General features: G+C 45.9%; 15 protein-coding genes and 1 tRNA gene. 8 read left to right on the forward strand and 8 right to left on the reverse strand.

Annotated elements, in window-relative coordinates; translation table 11 throughout:
• Window positions 1-25: 25 nt before the first annotated feature.
• Complete coding sequence (gene tkt / locus STSP1_RS02255) at window positions 26-2,017, reverse strand: transketolase (RefSeq protein WP_085754796.1); 1,992 nt, start codon at window positions 2,015-2,017, stop codon at window positions 26-28.
• 313 nt (window positions 2,018-2,330) lie between these two features.
• Here tkt and STSP1_RS02265 point away from each other — a divergent pair.
• The 4 genes from STSP1_RS02265 (at window position 2,331) to STSP1_RS02280 (ending at window position 6,398) form a co-directional block, all read left to right on the forward strand.
• Window positions 2,331-2,402 (forward strand) — tRNA-Gly (locus STSP1_RS02265).
• A gap of 133 nt (window positions 2,403-2,535) precedes the next feature.
• Window positions 2,536-3,945 (forward strand): trigger factor, encoded by a 1,410-nt coding sequence (gene tig / locus STSP1_RS02270; protein WP_085754798.1) that lies wholly within the window; start codon window positions 2,536-2,538, stop codon window positions 3,943-3,945.
• A 120-nt stretch (window positions 3,946-4,065) separates the two neighbouring features.
• Window positions 4,066-5,433: a tRNA modification GTPase gene (locus STSP1_RS02275; RefSeq protein WP_085754799.1), complete on the forward strand. Its 1,368-nt coding sequence runs from the start codon at window positions 4,066-4,068 to the stop codon at window positions 5,431-5,433.
• An 11-nt stretch (window positions 5,434-5,444) separates the two neighbouring features.
• Window positions 5,445-6,398 carry a hypothetical protein gene (locus STSP1_RS02280; protein WP_085754800.1) on the forward strand — a complete coding sequence of 318 codons (954 nt, stop codon included), beginning with the start codon at window positions 5,445-5,447 and terminating at the stop codon, window positions 6,396-6,398.
• On the opposite strand, the gene STSP1_RS02285 is transcribed toward STSP1_RS02280, so the two are convergent.
• Entirely contained in the window at window positions 6,399-7,508 is a 1,110-nt protein-coding gene (locus tag STSP1_RS02285) for a hypothetical protein (protein WP_085754801.1), read from the reverse strand.
• Between the two features lie 244 nt (window positions 7,509-7,752).
• Here STSP1_RS02285 and STSP1_RS02290 point away from each other — a divergent pair, with 244 nt between their 5' ends.
• Genes STSP1_RS02290 through galE form a run of 3 tightly spaced genes read left to right on the forward strand, consistent with a single transcriptional unit; the run spans window position 7,753 to window position 10,769 of the window.
• Entirely contained in the window at window positions 7,753-9,177 is a 1,425-nt protein-coding gene (locus tag STSP1_RS02290) for a UTP--glucose-1-phosphate uridylyltransferase (RefSeq protein WP_085754802.1), read from the forward strand.
• Window positions 9,178-9,187: 10 nt separating this feature from the next.
• Entirely contained in the window at window positions 9,188-9,760 is a 573-nt protein-coding gene (locus tag STSP1_RS02295) for a hypothetical protein (protein ID WP_085754803.1), read from the forward strand.
• Window positions 9,761-9,782: 22 nt separating this feature from the next.
• A complete protein-coding gene (galE, locus tag STSP1_RS02300) occupies window positions 9,783-10,769 on the forward strand; it encodes a UDP-glucose 4-epimerase GalE (protein ID WP_085754804.1) in 987 nt (328 codons plus the stop codon).
• Window positions 10,770-10,874: 105 nt separating this feature from the next.
• Here galE and adhE read toward each other — a convergent pair whose 3' ends face one another.
• The gene (gene adhE, locus STSP1_RS02305) at window positions 10,875-13,439 is read right to left on the reverse strand and encodes a bifunctional acetaldehyde-CoA/alcohol dehydrogenase (RefSeq protein WP_237141808.1); all 2,565 of its coding nucleotides are present in this window, start codon (window positions 13,437-13,439) and stop codon (window positions 10,875-10,877) included.
• A 614-nt stretch (window positions 13,440-14,053) separates the two neighbouring features.
• Between adhE and STSP1_RS02310 the strand changes: the two genes are divergently transcribed.
• On the forward strand, window positions 14,054-14,752 hold the full coding sequence (locus tag STSP1_RS02310; RefSeq protein WP_085754806.1) for an ATP-binding protein: 699 nt from the start codon (window positions 14,054-14,056) through the stop codon (window positions 14,750-14,752).
• Between the two features lie 27 nt (window positions 14,753-14,779).
• On the opposite strand, the gene gloB is transcribed toward STSP1_RS02310, so the two are convergent.
• The 5 genes from gloB to cmk form a co-directional block, all read right to left on the reverse strand.
• The gene (gloB, locus tag STSP1_RS02315; RefSeq protein WP_085754807.1) at window positions 14,780-15,511 is read right to left on the reverse strand and encodes a hydroxyacylglutathione hydrolase; all 732 of its coding nucleotides are present in this window, start codon (window positions 15,509-15,511) and stop codon (window positions 14,780-14,782) included.
• A gap of 50 nt (window positions 15,512-15,561) precedes the next feature.
• Window positions 15,562-16,434 carry a 4-hydroxy-tetrahydrodipicolinate synthase gene (gene dapA, locus STSP1_RS02320; RefSeq protein WP_085754808.1) on the reverse strand — a complete coding sequence of 291 codons (873 nt, stop codon included), beginning with the start codon at window positions 16,432-16,434 and terminating at the stop codon, window positions 15,562-15,564.
• A gap of 39 nt (window positions 16,435-16,473) precedes the next feature.
• Window positions 16,474-17,184: a pyridoxine 5'-phosphate synthase gene (locus STSP1_RS02325; protein WP_085754809.1), complete on the reverse strand. Its 711-nt coding sequence runs from the start codon at window positions 17,182-17,184 to the stop codon at window positions 16,474-16,476.
• 73 nt (window positions 17,185-17,257) lie between these two features.
• A complete protein-coding gene (locus tag STSP1_RS02330) occupies window positions 17,258-17,935 on the reverse strand; it encodes a lysophospholipid acyltransferase family protein (RefSeq protein WP_085754810.1) in 678 nt (225 codons plus the stop codon).
• Window positions 17,932-18,603 carry a (d)CMP kinase gene (gene cmk / locus STSP1_RS02335; RefSeq protein ID WP_161491569.1) on the reverse strand — a complete coding sequence of 224 codons (672 nt, stop codon included), beginning with the start codon at window positions 18,601-18,603 and terminating at the stop codon, window positions 17,932-17,934. The genes STSP1_RS02330 and cmk overlap by 4 nt, the downstream gene beginning before the upstream one ends.
• Window positions 18,604-18,663 lie beyond the last annotated feature (60 nt).

Raw genomic sequence — 18,663 nt, forward strand, 5'->3', positions numbered from 1 at the left:
GCTTTATTCATTTGCTTTAATTGAGCTATAAATTGCTCTTCACGGCTTCAACCGCCGCTTGAGAAGTGATGCCGAAATGCTCAAAGCACTGATTGCACGGTGCGCTTGTTCCGAAGCCTTTCATACCGATGAAGATTCCGTCTTCACCGATATATTTGCGCCAGCCCATCTCAACGCCCGCCTCCATTGCGATTCTTACCTTAATCTCAGGGCTCAGCACGGAACGTTTATATTCTTCATCCTGCTGCTCAAATATCTCCCAGCTCGGCATACTGACAACCCTAATTTCAATACTTTCTGCAGCGAGTTTATCGACAGCATCAAGGGCTTTCTCCACCTCCGAGCCGCTTGCAAAAATTATCGCCTTTGGGTTTTCAGGACAGTTCAGAGTGTAAGCCCCTTTCATCGCCCCTTGCGCAGGAGCGTATTTTATTCTGTCCAAGGTTGTGAGCTTCTGTCTTGTTAAAAACATAGCCACAGGGCCGTCATTGTGAGTAAGAGCATATTTCCATGCCATAGCAGTTTCGTTTGCATCTGCCGGACGAATGCAGGTAAGCCCTGGCATTGCCCTCAGAGCCGACAGCTGTTCGACGGGCTGATGTGTCGGGCCGTCTTCGCCAACGCCTATGCTGTCGTGCGTGAATACGTAGATTGAAGGATAGCCGCTTATTGCTGCCACCCTCAATGAACCCCGCATATAATCGCTGAAAACGAGGAACGTTCCTCCGTAGCACCGGAGCGGCTTTGTAAGAGAGATGCCGTTGAGGATTGCCCCCATTGCATGCTCGCGAACGCCGTAGCGAATATACCTTCCGTTAGGAGCATCTTTTTGAAAACTCACCATATCAGGGAAATCTGTGTTGTTTGAAGGGGTAAGGTCCGCGGATCCTCCAAGTACCAGCGGCATCTTCGGCATAAATCCGGCAATAGCCTTACCCGAAGCTTTCCTCGAAGCAAGAGCCTTCCCTGCTTCAAATTCAGGGAGCACATCATCAATATTAACAGGAAGATTGCCCTTCATTGCCTGCTCATATTCCTCAGCAAGCTCCGGGTATTTTTCTTTGTAGCTGCGGAAGAGCTCGTTCCAGTTTTTCTCGAGCTTTTCGCCCTTCTCAATGCAGCCGTGCATATATTCTTTAACTTCTTCAGGCACATGGAAATGTTTATCAGGATCCCAGCCGTGATTGGATTTCATCTGGGTTATCTCATCATGACCCAGCGGAGCGCCGTGTGATTTGCTTGTGCCTTCAAGGGTTGGAGCCCCGAACCCGATTTTCGTCTGAAGCTTTATCATGCTCGGCTTTCCTTTGCATTTTTTCGCATTCTCCAGAGCTTGGCTTATCTTATCTAAATCGCCGCCGTCACCGGTAACTTCCTGAACATCCCAGCCGTAGGCACGGAATCTCTCTGCCACATCCTCAGTGAAAGAAAGGCCTGTATCTCCATCAATAGTGATGCTGTTGTCGTCATAAATCAGCACGAGATTATCAAGCCCGAGATGGCCGGCAAGCGAGCAAGCCTCGCTGGAAATGCCTTCCTGCATGCAGCCGTCTCCTGAAACGACGTATATATTATAATCGAATAGATTGAAGCCTTCTTTATTGTATCTTGATGCGAGATACTTTTGGGCGATTGCCATTCCAACCCCGTTGGAAAGACCCTGTCCGAGAGGACCTGTCGTAGCTTCTACGCCGGCAGTTTTCCCATATTCCGGATGGCCCGGGGTAAGGCTGCCCAGCTGGCGAAATCTCTTGAGATCTTCAAGAGGCAGGTCGTAGCCAGTTAGATGAAGAAGCGAATAAAGCAGCATAGAGCCGTGCCCGGCAGAAAGTATGAATCTGTCTCTGTTTGGCCACTGCGGATTTTGGGGGCTGTGGTTCATATGCTCAGTCCAGAGCTTTACTCCCAGAGCTGCCATTCCCATCGCCATGCCGGGATGACCGGACTTGGCCGCCTGAACGCCTTCTGCGCTTAAAAATCTTACAGTTTCAACGCACTTATTTTCAATTTTTCCCATAAATTAATCCTGTACTTACAATAGTAATCTCTAATTTCTAACCGATGCTCAAAGGATATTTATACACAAAATAAATGCAAGAAAATACATCTCACAAATCCTCTGAAAACAAAATATTAAAAGTTCTGACAAATTTACCAAATCATTACAGTTTCCATATCTATGGGATAGCTGCAATGCTTAAGAAAAATATTTTACATAACATAGCTAAACGCACAGATAAAAAAAACAAAAAATTGAAGAAAAAACTCTTGCATTCCAAAAGTTGAAATATAGAATTCTCTTTCTCTCAGGCAGCAGAAAGCTCCTGAATGCGGGTGTAGCTCAGTGGTAGAGCGTCACGTTGCCAACGTGAATGTCGTGAGTTCGAATCTCATCACCCGCTTTTAGATTAAAATAATCTCGACGAGTTATCGGGCAAAGCGTTTGCCTGGCGCTGGTCGGCGGGATGTTCAGATAGGTTAAACCAAGACTGCGGACGTCTCCGCAGTCTTTTTTTTATTGAAGGGAAAATTGAAATGTCAGAAGAAACAGCTAACAAATTAGATATCAACGTATCTACTGAAAAAGTTGGCCCGTGCAGGATGAAGGTTACGATTGAGGTTCCGGAAGACACAATCAAGAATGTTCTTTCAGAACAGTATTCAGACCTTCAGAAAGAGGTTGTTCTCCCTGGTTTCAGGCGGGGAAGAGCCCCGAGAAGGCTTATTCAGAAACGTTTCGGCAGCGAGATACAAGAGCAGGCAAAGCTGAAGCTGCTTTCAGACTGCACCGACCAGGCACTTGAAGAGGAGAATCTTGAAACACTCGGCGAGCCTGATATAGACCACGAAAATCTTGAGCTCCCGGAGGAAGGGGCTTTTACATACGATTTTGAGGTAAATGTGCGGCCTGAAATTGAGCTGCCGGAGATTGAAGGCATTGAGATTGAAAAACCTGTACACAAGATGGCAGATGATTTCGTTGACAATCAGCTTGAGCAGATTCAAAAGAGGTTTGCTGAATGGGTAAATCGAGATGAAAATGAACCGGTTGAAAAAGACGACCAGATAATCGCTGATATTGTGGTTACCCCTGAAGGAGAAGAGCCGGTTACTGCGGAAGAATCTGAGCTGTTTGTTTCAAGCGGACAGGGATTTTCAGGCAAGGTGCCGGTGGAAGATCTTGATAAACTGCTCGCCGGAAAAAAAATCGGCGAGGAAGCTGAAACCGAAACAGATGTACCGGAAGATTTCTTCAACGATCAATTCAAAGGCAAGAAGTGCAAGGTTAAGATCAAGATCAAAGAGATCAAATACAACAAACTCCCAGAGCTGAACGATGAGTTTGCCGCTAAGATTGGCTTTGATAGCATGGATCAGGTTAAAGAACGTATAGCCGAATATGGAAAGCAGGATGCAGAGAGACAAACCCAATCAGCTCTCAGTCAGAACGTTAAGGATTATCTGCTTGAAAACTGCGAATTTGAGCTGCCGGAAAATCTCGTCTCCGAGCAAGCAGATTCTGTGATGAAGCGTGAATATACAAGGCTGATGATGCAGGGATACGGCGAGGAAGAGCTCAAACGCCAGCTTGAGCAAATTCAAGCCAGAAGCAAAGATAACGCACGTAATATGCTTAAGTCTGTATTTATAATGGACGCAATTGCTGACAAGTACGATATAGAAGTTACACAGGAAGAGATGAACGGATATATCGCTCAAACCGCAGCACAGCAGGGAAGAAGACCTGAGAAGGTGCGGGAAGAGCTTTATAAAGACGGCTCTCTTCAGGAGTTCACTATGCAGGCAAGAGAGCAGAAGTGTATTGACATGATCATCGAAAAAGCCAACGTTAAAGAAGTGTCGCCGGAAGAAAACACTGACGAAAACCAGCAGGAAAGCGAGGGCGAAAATTCGCAGGAAAACTCTCAAGAAGACTCAGAATAAGCATTAAAACACGCAAATCTACGGGGAAAGCTGAAGATAAGGCTTTCCCCGTTTTATTTTGAGCAAAGTTAGATAAAATATACGCAGTCTTGCTAACTTTTGCTTTGGGATATAACAGTAATGTATGATTTGAGAGATACGATCTGCGCACTGAGCAGCGGCAGCCTTGATGCGCCAAGGCATATAATCAGGCTATCCGGCTCTAAATGTGAAATCGGCCTTGATAAACTCGTTGATAATAGAATCTTGGATCGTGGAATTGAGAAACGAAATGCCGCCCTTAGCTTCAGGGGAGGCAAGATAGAGTTTTCAGCATTTGTATATTCATTCCCTGAAGGTGCTTCATACACGCTTGAAAGGCTTATTGAGATTCACGCGTATTGCCCCCTGCCCGCAGCGGAAGAAATAATCAATGCCATAACACAGGTAGATGGGATAAGACTTGCCGGCCCGGGCGAGTTTACATACAGGGCATTTATGAACGGCAGGCTCAGCCTAGCACAATCAGAGGCCGTTTCGCAGATTGTCTCTGGGAGCAGCGTTTATCATATTCAAGCAGCTCAGAAACTTATGAAAGGCGATTTGACAAACCGCCTTGAACAAATAAAAAATTCTATAGTGGAGCTTCTCGGCCTATTCGAGGCCGGGCTTGATTTTTCCAGCGAAGATATTGTGTTTATTCAGCCTGAAGAGGCCAAAAAAAGAACGGAAGAGATAAAGAAAACTCTCAGTGAAATTATAGACAGCAACCTCGCCTACGAAAGGATGCTCGGGCTGGCTTCTGTTGCTGCTGCGGGACCGCCTAATGCAGGAAAGAGCTCGCTGGTGAATGCTCTGCTCGGCTCTGAAAGGGCTATTGTTTCAGCAAAACAGGCCACAACGAGGGATATTTTGAGCGCTGTATGTTCGCTGGAATATCAGGATTGCGTTTTGAGCGACTGCGCCGGGTTGATGGCGGCTTCTTTCGATGATAAGATTGAGCTTGCCGCCCAGGAACTTGCGGGCGAGTATATACTCTCTTCGGATTTGATACTGTTCTGTGTAGAATCGGGTAAGATGGACTATACTGAAGAGAAAAGGGTATTTGAAAAGATAAGAAATAAGAATATCCTCGGTGTTGCGACAAAATGTGACTTAGCAAGCAGCAAAGAGGCTCTTGAGGATATTTTTGGAATAAGTTTTGTGGAATTCAGCATCAAGCAGCGGGAAAAACTGACAGCAATGAAAACTGAAATCCAGAACCGGCTAAGCGAGCTCGTTCCTGCTGGTGAGCAGATTACAGCAGTAAACAAAAGACACAGAGATTCAGTTTTCCAATGCCTTAAAGATTTGGACAAGGCTGCTGAACTCTTTGCTGGAGGGGATGAGGAGCTGGCGGCATTATGCCTTCGCGAGGGTTACAGCAAAATAGCCGATATAGACCAGCAGAAGGATCTAGACGAGAGAGTTTTATCGAGTATTTTTCAGAACTTTTGTATTGGCAAGTAAGGACGCTTCAATTGGAGATAAGATTTTCAGGCACAGGTTACAGCTCTTCGATAAGCATTAATTCATTTTTTGCCGGCAAGGAAAACAGAATACTGGAGCCGGCAAAGGATGTGATTTACAACTGCAACAAAAACCGCAATGAAGACAAGTCCCCATTGCGTGATATGCCCTACAATCAGGACAACTTTGACTGGGTATTGAGAATTTCCGATGAGTATAACTTAAAGGGCAAACGGATGCTCTTGTTTGCATATTCAAAAGAAATCGAGCAGATGATGGGCTTGCCGTTAAGCAGGATTTCCGCAATCAGACTGGACAGCAGCGAAGAAGAGGCGAAACAGAAGGCAGAAAATTTTACGTCAGCAGACAACGAGGCCGGGATAATATATATTCCCCCTGCAGGCAATGAGAAGGCCTTTTCCATTCTCGAAAGACTTGCAAAGCTCGATTCAAATACTTTCGTATTCTCTGAGAACTTCTCAGAGCGGATTAAAAGCTTTGAAAGCAAAAAGATTGTTCTGAAAAAGATAAGACTCTTCAGCCCCCTCGGGCTTCCAGGGCTTCTTGCTGGAGCCTTTTCAGGAATTGACATAGACCAGCTCCTTTCCGGCGCAAGGCGGATAGACAGTTTCCTTGGCAGGGAATATCCGCAAAAAAACCCTGCCGCTATTTTCGCATCGAAAATATTTCACAGCAATCCGGAGAAAAACGGCGTGAAGTTTGAGTGCAAGAACGACAGCCTAAAGGGGATCTGCAAAATGTGCAATGCCATGATGGAAAATTACATAAACTGCAGCGGCACAGAGGCACTGTCTGTTTCATTTGGGATCAAAGAACCCGGGCAAAGCGATATAAATCTTGTCATAGATGAGCTCACTGAATACAAACTTGGTATGCTGATATACTTCCTTCAAACAGCTTCAACAATGCTTGGGGAATTCTCTAATCTGAGACGAGATCTATAATCAGCCCTGCTTTTGAAAGGCTTCTTCTTCCTCATGCTTTTTATCCATGCAGATACTGGTAAACCAGCCTCCCCACACGCCGAGACAGCCGTAAATTATAAACTGAAAAGGAAGAACAGCGGTCATCGGAGAATTAAAGTAGTTTGGAGGGAGGAATTTATTTATAGTTTCCAGATTTGATTCCTTTGCTAGAAATACGTAAGTAAAAAATGCAGCTACTGCTACCGAGAGATATAGAATCTCTACAGAAGATTTGAAATGCTTTCTTACAAGGTATGCAGCTATTCCAAAACCGGTTATCAGGCCGAAAGCTATCTGCTGAGCCAGCGGCTGATGATGAACAATTCCGAAATTTTCCACGGGCAGCATAATGCCTAAAACAAGGTATCTGGAAATAATATAGCCTGCTATCGAGCATACCGCAAGAGGCACTATAAAGGCCTTTTCTGTCCAGTTGAACATTACTTCCGGCTGAGGTGTATGCAGTCTTTTCGAGCCAAAGAGCCTGGCGGTTAAGAAACTTCCGTAATGAGCTGCAAGCACTGCAGCGAGCCAGAAGAATATCTCCCAGCGGAATGAGGTATATACCTGTGCCTGCTGTTCAGCAGAACTGCTGTACATCAAAAGACTGCTCAGATCGCCAGTCCTTAGTCCCCAGAGGCCGAAGCCGGTTAGAGCTGCAAGGCTTCCGTACATCGGAGTTGAAGGCCAGCCTAAAGCGCATCCTGCCATACCAGCAAGAAAAGCTGCGGCTATAACAAGGATCGAGCTCTTCAGGGTAAGCGTTCCTCCTATAAAACAGATTGCATCGAATCTGCTGCTACCGGCTGCAATTGGCCAGAGAAGCATACCAATCGCCACCATCCCCGTAATGCACACGATAATCATTCGAAGCTTATTAGCAACCTTGAGTTCGGTGAAGAATACTATAAAAAACATTGCTATAAACGCACCTACAACCTTACTTTCTGCAAAATTGTAAGATATAGCAAAAGGATCAGAAACAGCCCTGTTATAGACAAATATTCCGGCAATTGCAAGAATCACCAGCGCAGCAGCCGGATAGATCACATTCTTAAGATTTATTTTAGGTGTATCTTCATCAATCATTTTCAAGCCCTGATAACATTTTCAATTTGGCAGGTTATTTTATTCGAAGCAGGTAAAATTAAAAGAAGAAACGCAGGAATTTATCACGTCAGTAAAAAACTAATTTAAGATATAAACCTTATGTCCTCATTTCATTACTGAAAGAAGAACTAATTTTTGGCTTTTTTTGGGTGCTTATTTTAATATAATAACGACCGATTTGGAGCCGTCAAACGATCGTTATAGCAATTATGAGGTTTAATCAATGAGCTTAACTGAGAAATACGAAAAACTTAAACACAAACTGAACAGGATTGGCCAGGAGCAGCTTCTTAGGTTTTGGGAAGAACTTGAGGAAACCAAAAGAGAAAGGCTTCTGAGAGATATTGAACAGCTTGAGTTTGAAAATATCCCCAGATGGGTTGAAAAATACGTGAAGCGGGAGCATTCTGTGGAATTGCCCAGCGAATTCGATCCTGCCCCCTATTTCAAAGCGGAGCCCCCGAAAGGTCAAGAAGAAACTTATGCGGATGCAAAAGCTGTTGGCGAGGACTTAATCCGCCAAGGTAAAGTTGGTGCGTTTGTAGTAGCCGGCGGCCAGGGCACAAGGCTCGGCTTCGGCGGGCCGAAAGGCTGCTACCCAGTGAGCCCGGTTAAAAACAAAACCCTTTTCCAGATATTTGCTGAAACAATACTCTTTGCAAACCGAAAATACGGGGCTAAGATTCCTTGGTATGTAATGACTAGCCCGCTCAACCATAACGCCACTGTTCAGGCATTTGAAGAAAACAACTACTTCGGCTTGGACAAAAATGATGTATATATGTTTGAGCAGGGAACAATGCCTAATTTCCAGTTTGACGGAAAGATTTTCCTTTCCGAAAAAGATGAAATCGCCAAGAGCCCCGACGGCCACGGCGGGAGCCTCAAAGCACTTTACGCAAGAGGTGCTGTGGCGGATATGCAGAAACGGGGAATTGAGCATTTGAGCTATTTTCAGGTGGATAATCCGCTTATCCAAATTATGGATCCGCTCTTTATCGGGCTGCATGCCAAAGCGGATGCGGAGATGTCTTCAAAGGCTCTGATTAAGGGCTATCCCAAGGAAAAGGTAGGCAATTTCTGCCTTGTAAACGGCCGAGTTAATGTAATTGAATACAGCGACCTGCCGGATGAAGAAGCCGAGAAGAAAAATCCAGACGGAAGCCTTGTTTTCCAGCTTGGTTCTATTGCAATACACATCATTAGCAGAAGCTTTATTGAGGATATCAATTCCGAGGGCTTTGCTCTTCCGTTCCACAGAGCGGTTAAGAAGATTCCCCACGTAAATAAAGTTGGCGAGAAGGTTAAGCCCGAAGAGAAGAACGGTATCAAACTCGAAACATTCGTATTTGATGCCCTGCCGATGGCGGGAGAATCTGTGATCCTTGAAACGCTCAGAGAGGAAGAATTCGCTCCGGTTAAGAACAAGGAAGGCGTTGACAGCCCCGCTGTTACAAGAGAGATGATGACCGAACGGGCAGCCAAATGGCTCGAAGCAGCGGGCGTTGATATTCCACGCACCCCCGAAGGCAAGGCAGACTGCATTATTGAGATGAGCCCCCTTTTTGCAGCCTGCATAAATGATATAATTGAAAAGAAGAGCGAACTGCCCGAATTCGAAGCGGGCAAAACTTACTATTTAGAGTAAGGAATTTGTTATGAAGCCTGAAAGCCTAAAAACAAGATTCAGCGTTTTCCTGAAAGCTATTACCGCAGCGGTTATTGCAGCAGCCATATTTGCGGCTTCCGGCTGCTCGCAGGGATTAAGGTTTGAAGAGCCCGCGGAGATGAGCGAGGCTGCAAACAACTACAATTGTTCCAAGAAAGAAGCGATGAACAAGCTTAAGGAAGAACTTGAAGAGACGGGCTTTAAGATAGACAAATTCGACACTGAAAAGGGCTACCTGCTCACAGCACCACTTCGCGGCGGTCAGTTTTTCGAGCTTTGGCGCAGAGACAACATGACACTTCAAGCTGCAGGTTACAGCAATATCCAGAGCATTGTTCGGATAGGTGAATTTGAATTTGCAGAAGGCAGCGTACAGGGCAATGTCCTTGTTAAACAGCTTCGGATAGATAAGGATTATGAAGGCCTTATTTCAGATATTAATAACGTTTTCACGCAAAGAAGCGGAATGCTTGCAGGCCTTGAACTGCCTAAAGAAGGTGTTGAGTGGAGCATCGTAGGCAGGGATAAGGCCCTCGAAAAACGCTTTTTGACTTGTTTTTAACCTTTAGAGAACGGATAGATTTATGAATGTATTAGTATGCGGCGGAGCCGGCTATATAGGCAGTAATATGACAGCAATGCTCGCTGAAAACGGGCATAAGGCTTATGTTTACGATAACCTGAGCAAGGGGCACATCGAAGCAGTAGTACCCGAAGCGGAGTTTATCTATGGAGACCTTGCAGACTATGACAAGCTTGTTCGGGTTATTCGTGATAAAAAAATTGATGCCGTTATGCACTTTGCAGCCTTTATTGAGGTTGGCGAGAGCGTTAAAGACCCGCTCGGCTACTACAACAACAACTTCTGCAACACACACAACCTGCTCAGGGCAATGGACTTTATGGGTGTTAATAAGTTCGTGTTCAGCTCAACAGCAGCAACATACGGGATGCCCGATGAGGTACCAATTGTAGAAACGCTCCCTAAAGAGCCGATAAATCCTTACGGCGAGAGCAAGTGGGCAGTTGAAAGGATGTGCCACTTCCAAAGCCAAACCGGGCGGCTGAATTACGCTGCACTTAGATATTTCAATGCCTGCGGCGCAGGACGAAACAGCCAGTTAGGCGAAGACCACAAACCCGAATCTCATCTTATTCCGCTTATCATTCAGGCAGCACTCGGGCAAAGAGAAGACATCAAGATTTTCGGCACAGACTACAACACTAAAGACGGAACTTGTGTTCGTGATTATATTCACATTGAAGATCTTTGCTCTGCGCACCTTTTGGCTCTGGAAAAACTCTCAACAGAAAGCGAGATTGTTTTCAATCTTGGAAACGGAAACGGCTATACAGTTCGAGAGGTTATCGAAACTGTGAAGAAAGTTTCAGGGAAGGATTTCAAGGTAACTGAAACCGACCGCCGAGCGGGAGACCCTGCCGTGCTCACAGCCGATTCTGCGAAGGCACAAACCCAGCTTGGCTGGAAGCCCAAATGGACAAATCTTGAGGATATCGTAGAAACCGCTTGGAAATTCCACTCTGCCCGCCCAAACGGCTACAGCGGCTAAAAGCTGCAAATATTTCCCAAAAACAAACAAGTAAAGCCCCGCCGGAAAGCGGGGCTTTTTTAGTGGAGAATCTATTTTCTCTGAATCTTACGAATCAGTCTGCTGTTATTTGTAAGCAGAGCGGTAAAGTTCTTCTATCTCGCTGATAAGGGGGTATCTCGGATTCGTTCCGGTACACTGATCATCAAAAGCAGATTCGCTGAGCTTCTGTATTCGGCTGTTGAAGTCTTTCTCGCTCACGCCGCAGTCAGAGATTGTTTCAGGGATGTCAACCGCCCTGCTGAGCTCTTTTATTTTAGCAATAAGCTTTTCAATCTTCTCATCTTCGCTCTTTCCGCCTAGGCAGAGGTAATCGGCAATTTTGGCGAACCGCATCTTAGCCACCGGGTGGGTGTACTGAGAGAATGCTGCCTGCTTGAGCGGCTTATCGGTAGCGTTATATCGGATTACGTGCGGTATCAAAATCGCATTTGCAACACCGTGCGGTATATGGAAGGCAGAGCCCAGCTTGTGCGCCATAGAGTGGCACAGACCGAGGAAGGCATTTGCAAAGGCCATACCCGCCATAGTAGCAGCGTTGTGAACCTTCTCCCTTGCCTTAACGTTGGTATTGCCTTCGTTATATGCAATCGGCAGATACTTGAACAGAATACGCAGGCTCTCCATCGCAAGGCCGTTTGTATAGTCTGTTGCAGTAACCGCAGCGATCGCTTCAATTGCGTGAGTAACCGCATCAATACCTGATGCTGCCGTGAGTCCTTTGGGCATACTCATCACGAGCGCCGCATCCACAATCGCCATATCCGGCGTGAGCTCGTAGTCGGCAATCGGATACTTAATCCCTTCGGTATCGTCGGTGATAACTGAGAACGGAGTTACCTCAGAGCCGGTGCCGCTGGTTGTTGGGATGGCCACCATAGTTGCCTTCTTGCCCATCTCGGGGAATTTAACAATCCTCTTGCGGATATCCATAAACCGCATTGCAAGGTCTTTGAACTGAATATCGGGATACTCATACATCATCCACATAATCTTTGCAGCATCTATTGGAGACCCGCCGCCCAAGGCGATTACTGTATCGGGCTTGAAGCTGTTGAATACATCCAGCCCCCTGCGTACTGTAGAAAGATCTGGGTCGGGTTTAACATCATAGAAGATCTCGCATTCAATCCCGAGCTTTTCGAGCACGCTTGTTACCTTATCGGTAATGCCAAGCTCAACAAGAGGTTTATCTGTAACGAGCACCGCACGTTTATGGTCGGCGATTTCTCCAAGGGCTGTCTCAAGGCAGTTATATTTGAAGTAAACCTGCGGCGGCACTTTAAACCAGAGCATATTTTCTCTCCTCTCAGCAATAGTTTTCACGTTCAACAGATGCTTTACACCCACATTCTCACTGACACTGTTTCCGCCCCAGCTTCCGCAGCCAAGGGTTAGTGAAGGTTCAAGCTTGAAGTTGTATAGATCACCTATCGCACCCTGAGAAGAGGGCATATTGACAAGCGTTCTTCCTGTTTTCATCCGCCGGCCGAACTGCTGGATGCGGTCCTGATTTGCGGGGTCTGTATATAGAACAGAGGTATGCCCCATGCCGCCGTATTGAACCATAGCCTCTGCCTTTTCAAGGGCGTTAGCGTAGTTTTTGGCTCTGAACATACCCAGCACAGGAGATAGCTTTTCGCGGCTGAAGGGCTCGCTGTCTCCGATTTTCTCTGCCTCGGCAATCAGCACCTTGGCATCCTCGTTTACCTTCACACCGCCCATCTCGGCAATTTTTGCCGCAGGCTGGCCTACAATCTTCGTATTGAGTTTCCCGTCAATTACGATGGTATCAGCCATTAGCTTTTTATCTTTTTTGCTCAGAAGATGAGCCCCTCTTATCTCAAGCTCCTTCTTCACTTTATCGTAAACCTCATCGCAAACGATTATTGCCTGCTCTGATGCACATATAAGCCCGTTATCAAAGGTTTTGCTCAACAGAACAGAGCTCACTGCCATTTCGATATCGCAGGTTTCATCTATTACCACGGGAGTATTTCCGCTGCCCACGCCGATCGCAGGTTTACCGGAAGAATAAGCGGCCTTTACCATTCCGCCACCCCCTGTTGCGAGGATCATAGCAATATCAGGGTGAGTCATAAGCTCACGGCTGAGATCAACTGTGGGCTCTTCGATCCAGGCGATAAGCCCTTCCGGTGCGCCTGCTGAAACTGCCGCATTGAGAATGGTTTTGGCTGATTCTACAGTACATTTCTTCGCACGGGGGTGCGGAGAGAAGATGATGGCGTTTCTGGTTTTAAGCGCCAGAAGAGATTTGAAGATGGCTGTAGATGTGGGATTAGTTGTTGGGATAATCCCACCTATTACGCCCACAGGTTCCGCTACCTTCACGATACCGCTGTCTTCGTCCCTTTCGATTACGCCGCAGGTTTTGGTATCGCGGAATTTGTTGTAAACAAACTCGCTGGCAAAATGGTTTTTCAAAACCTTGTCTTCAAACACACCCATGCCCGTCTCCTCGGCGGCCATCTTGGCAAGCGGGATTCTTGCATCGTTTGCAGCAACTGCTGCCTTGTGGAAGATCTTGTCAACTTTTTCCTGATCAAAGTCGGCAAAGGTCTCCTGAGCCTTTTTGGCTTTAGCGATAATTTTGTTCAGTGCTTCACTCATTCTATTTCTTCCTTTCATAACTGCTAAGTTCAAATTCTATCGATAAGCTGGCTGTTTCTTCATAAGTTTGATAATATCTTATCAATGATATGTTCGTACGCAACACTTTTTTGTTTGAATTTTTTATTTTGTTGTTCTATATTTTCACATAAAGACAAAAGGAAGGACATAATATTTTAATATAAGTTGTTTAATAGATTATATTTACAAACTATAAAAGAGCATTTTAAGCAAACATATAATTTTTAACATTTTTCTTTATAAGTTCATAAAACTCTAAAAGTATTTGTTCATATGAAGAATTTTTATGGCAAACCTTCCATTGGCTCAGTTGATGTGTTCGACAATATTTTTTGGCAAAGCTTTTTAAAGTTGATCTATCCGCTTGTTCTCCGCCTTCGGCGGATTGGCTCAGTTAATAGATAGCAATAAATCCTGCAAAGTATTGCAGCTTGATGATTTGCATTTTGCCCAAAAAATTGTCGCACACCAGTTGATTTATAATTTGGAAAAAGCTTGAACAATGTACTTAAAATGTTAGTATACCAAAGAAGTATGACTGAATTGGTAATACTTAAATATTATCTAATTATAACCCACAGAGGAAAATTTAAATGACTGCAGCAAAAACAAGAATTGTTATAGACGAGGAAAAATGCATTGGCTGCGAGCAGTGCGTCAATGTATGTCAGGGCGGGGCACTTGAGATGGTGAACGGGAAGGCCAAGCTGGTTAGAGAAGACTACTGCGACCATCTCGGGCGTTGCATCGGCAAATGCCCCGCAGGAGCAATTACTTTTGAAGAGGAGAAGGTTGATAATAAAAACAATAAAAAATCAAAAATCCGCCCTGAAGAAGGGGGCTGTCCATCTATGCAAAATAAGACCTTATCCGGAGGCCGCGGAGATACTGAGCCTTCTGCCGGCGGCGGAAAATCCGAACTCGGGGCATGGCCTATACAGCTTCACCTAATCCGCCCTGACGCCCCGCAGTTTTTAAATTCAGACGTGCTAATAGCGGCAAGCTGCACAGCTTTCTCGTTCGGGAACTTCCATCAATTCTTGCTCAGAGGCAAATCGCTTGTTATTGCCTGTCCCAAGCTGGACAAGACCGAAGGCTACGAGGAGAAATTAACCGAGCTCTTTGTACAAGCCCAGCCGCGGAGTATAACAATTGCAAGAATGGAGGTGCCCTGCTGCAGCGGACTGACCGCTTTAGCGGAAAATGCAAGAAACTCTGCAGAAACGGGAACTGTTTTGAGAGAGGTAACTATCGGACTTGATGGCAATCTAGTTGTAGAGAGGCATCTTTAGAATTTTGCCTTTATCTGAGGACTTAACTCATCCAAACCGATTTTTCCTCTTCCTCAGGGCCTCAAATGTTTCAAGGGCAGTTGCCTCGGGCATACCCAAAGCCTCCTTTACATCATCATCAACTGCCCTGAGAAAAATGTTTGTGCGTTTTTCCTCGCCCACTGTCGAGGGCACAAGACCAATGCCTTCAATATCGGCTTTTCTTGCCTTCTGGAGCCTCTGCCTGACCAGCTCATTATCAGGCTGAACAGAAAGGGCAAATCGGCAGTTTTCTGCCGTGTAGTTGTGGCCGGGATAGATGAGGGTGTCTTCAGGGAGCGAGGCAATCCTTTCCAAAGACTGCCAGAGGGTCTTCGCTTTGCATTCGATTGGTCTGCCGCAGCCGCCTATAAACAGAGTATCGCCAGTGAAAAGCACATCAGGACTGTTATCACGGCTTCTGACAAGAATACAAAGCGAGTCTTTTGTATGACCTGGAGCAGGTATCACCTCCACTCTGCATTCAGGCAGCTGTGGCGGCGAATCGATTTCGTCTGGGAAAATCCAGCTTTTAGTCTTTTTTCTGAGTTTGCCTATCCCGCCTGTATGATCGAGATGGTGGTGTGTGAGGAATATATACCGCAGTCTCAGGCTGCAGGACTCAACCGCCTCAGAAACAGGCCTTTGACTGCCCGGGTCCACAACAAATGCCTCATCATTATTATACATATAGAGATAAATATAATTATCTCCGGATGTTAGAGTTAGTACTCTCTCCATAAAGCTTGCCGCCAAAAATAAGAGTTTCCAGCAGTATAACCTTTTCCTCTTTACAGAAGCCCGTAATCGCTAAGGGCCTGCTTGAGTTTTCCGCAGCTTTCCTGATCTAGATGGGTCATAGGCAGCCTGATCTCGTCTTCAATCATACCGAGCATAGCCATAGCAGCTTTTACTGGTATCGGGTTTGTAGCGAGCCCGAGCATAGACTTGCTCAACTCGAAAAGCTTAAAGTGCCACTTTCTCGCACTTGCAAAATCGCCTTCCTGCACGAAATCCATAAACCTCTTTACATCCTTTGGAACGATATTAGCTGCAACACTTATCACCCCCTCACCTCCAACAGAACAAAGAGGGAGAGTGAGGGAATCATCGCCTGAGAGGATTGTTATATCACAGAGCGATTTTATTTTGCTAGCCTGATCCATACTTCCGGTAGCTTCTTTCACAGCAACCACATTCTTCAGTTCGCTGAGCTTTGCGATGGTCTCGGGGCTGAGTCCGCTGCCTCCTGTTCTGCCCGGTATATTGTAGAGCACAACCGGCAGATCTACATTTTCTGCAATTGCTTCGAAGTGTTTATAGAGGCCTTCCTGAGTTGGTTTGTTGTAGTATGGGCATACCTGAAGCGTGGCATCAGCGCCAACACTTGATGCAAACTCAGTTAGCTCTACGGCTTCCTGCGTGCTGTTTGAGCCTGCCCCCGCTATCACAGGCAGCCTGCCTGCTGATTTCTTAACAACAAATTCGATCACCTTTTTATGCTCAGCATTAGTTAAAGTGGGTGATTCGCCTGTAGTTCCAACGGGAACAAGGGCGTCAGTACCTGCCTCAGCGTGCATCTCAATAAGCTTTTCGAGGCACGTAAAATCCACCTGATTATTTTTGAAAGGAGTAACGATGGCTACCATTGAACCTTTAAACATATTCTTCTCCATTAAGCTCTATAATAAACTAATTACAATTTACAGCAGAGCTGTCATATCCCTAACAGCCCTTTCCATGCCGGATATAACCGCCCTTGAAATGATGCTGTGTCCTATATTCAGCTCGCTTATACCTTCAATCGCCGAAACAGGAGCAACGTTTCGGTATGTAAGCCCGTGGCCTGCGTGAACCGTAAGACCAAGACCTCTGGCATAATCAACGGATGCCTTGATTCTATCCAGCTCACCGTTTTTCTCAGCGGGCGACTCTGCCTCGGCGTAAGGGCCGGTATGAAGCTCCACAGCATCAAATCCTAAATCCAAAGCTGCCTTAATCTGCTCCCTTTCAGGTATAATAAAAGCGCTTGCAGAAATATTCTTATCAGTAATTTTCTGGATTTGTTTCTGTATATTCTGAAAATTTCCGGCGCAGTCCAAGCCGCCCTCAGTTGTGAGCTCCTGCCTGCGTTCGGGAACAATCGTAACCTGATCAGGAACAAGCTCAAGGGCTGTCTCAACAATATCCGTAGCTATGGACATCTCAAGATTGAAAAGCGCTGCAACGGTTTCATTAAGGAGCCTTACATCCCTGTCGCATATATGCCTCCGGTCTTCCCGGAGGTGCGTTGTAATCCCGTTGGCACCTGCAAGCTCACATATTGAAGCTGCCCAGACTGGGTCCGGCTCGTCTGTCCCGCGTGCCTGACGAATCGTAGCCACGTGGTCTATATTTACGTTTAGCAATGCCATATCATCTCCAAGCCTTCAAAATTGATATTTTATTGAAAAAAAGAAAAAATGCAAGATGCCCTGCAGCATAAATTCAGCTAAGCCGCTCATAATCAAAAGGTTCTTTTCCCAGCTCAACCCTTGCATCGTTCTGCATTTGCCGAAGTTTATCGGTAAGCCATTTGGCGAAATTTTCTGCCCCCTGCTCCTGAATCTTCTCATAAGGCACAGGCTCGCCAATCTCCACCATAACCCTGCCTGAAAGATTCGGTTTGCTCTGGGTTTTAGGCCATATCTCGTGGAGACCCTCAATAACAAAGGGTATTACCGGAGCCTTGGTTTTTCTGGCAAGCAGCAGAAAGCCGGGCTTTATCTCTGAAATTCGTCCGTCGGGTGTCCTTGTGCCTTCGGGATAAATGCAGGTTCCGTATCCTCTCTGGAGTATGTCTATCATTGTGCGCATAGCCTTTAGATCGCTCTCGCCTCTTTTTACAGGCCTTGTATTGAGCTTTAAGAGGAGCTGGCCGAAAAGACCTTTGAAAAGCGTATCCCTTGCAAGAAAGAATAAAACCCTCCATGTGTACATCACAGCAAGCATAGGATCCAAAAAGCTCTGGTGGTTTGAAACCATAATAAATGCACCCTTCTCGGGAAAATTTTCCTTGCCCTTCACGCGAACACGATAAAAAATTCGCATAAATGATGTTGTAGAGAGCTTTGCAATCCAATAAAAGAAAAATGTTCTCTTAAAACGCACTCCAATGTTATTCATATTTTTTCCTTTAATTCCGAGAGCATTTTCTCTGTTACCTGTTTAATACTGATATTGCCGGTATCAATAATCACCGCTTCCTTCGGGCATACAAGGGGAGCGACCTCTCGCGATTTATCGGCCCTGTCTCTTTGCTCAATAGCCTTCATCACCTCTTGAAAATCCGCATTTTGACCTGCAGCTTCCAGCTCGGCGGCTCTTCTCTTGGCACGAATCTCTGCCGCCGCATCGAGATAAAATTTCACATCCGCATCCGGGAACACCACCGAGCCCTGATCCCTGCCTTCAGTAACAACATCTCCTGCCTTTTTGGCGAACTCTCTCTGCATCTCAACCATAAGAGATCTCAAAAGAGGGCTTGAAGCTATTCGGCTCACAGAAGCAGTAACCTCCGGTCTTCTTATTTCAGAGGATATATCTCTGCCGTCAAGGAAAACCTTTATCCCTTCGCTTTTGGGCATAAATTCGAAATTTTGCCTGCCTGCAAGCTTAGCAACGTCCTTCTCATCGGCAAGGTCCTGCCCTGCCTCAGCCGCAGCGAATGCCAGGGCGCGATACATTGCTCCAGTATCGAGGAAACTCCAGCCCAGCCTTCGGGCAAGCTCTCTTGAAACTGTGCTTTTACCGCTCCCTGCTGGGCCGTCGATCGTTATTATTCTGCTTTTCAATAAATGCTCCGATAAACCCAGAAAGCTCAAAAGGCCTCGCTGAGCGTGATATTATTAGTT

Origin of the sequence: Sedimentisphaera salicampi (assembly GCF_002117005.1) — a bacterium.
Classification (GTDB): domain Bacteria; phylum Planctomycetota; class Phycisphaerae; order Sedimentisphaerales; family Sedimentisphaeraceae; genus Sedimentisphaera; species Sedimentisphaera salicampi.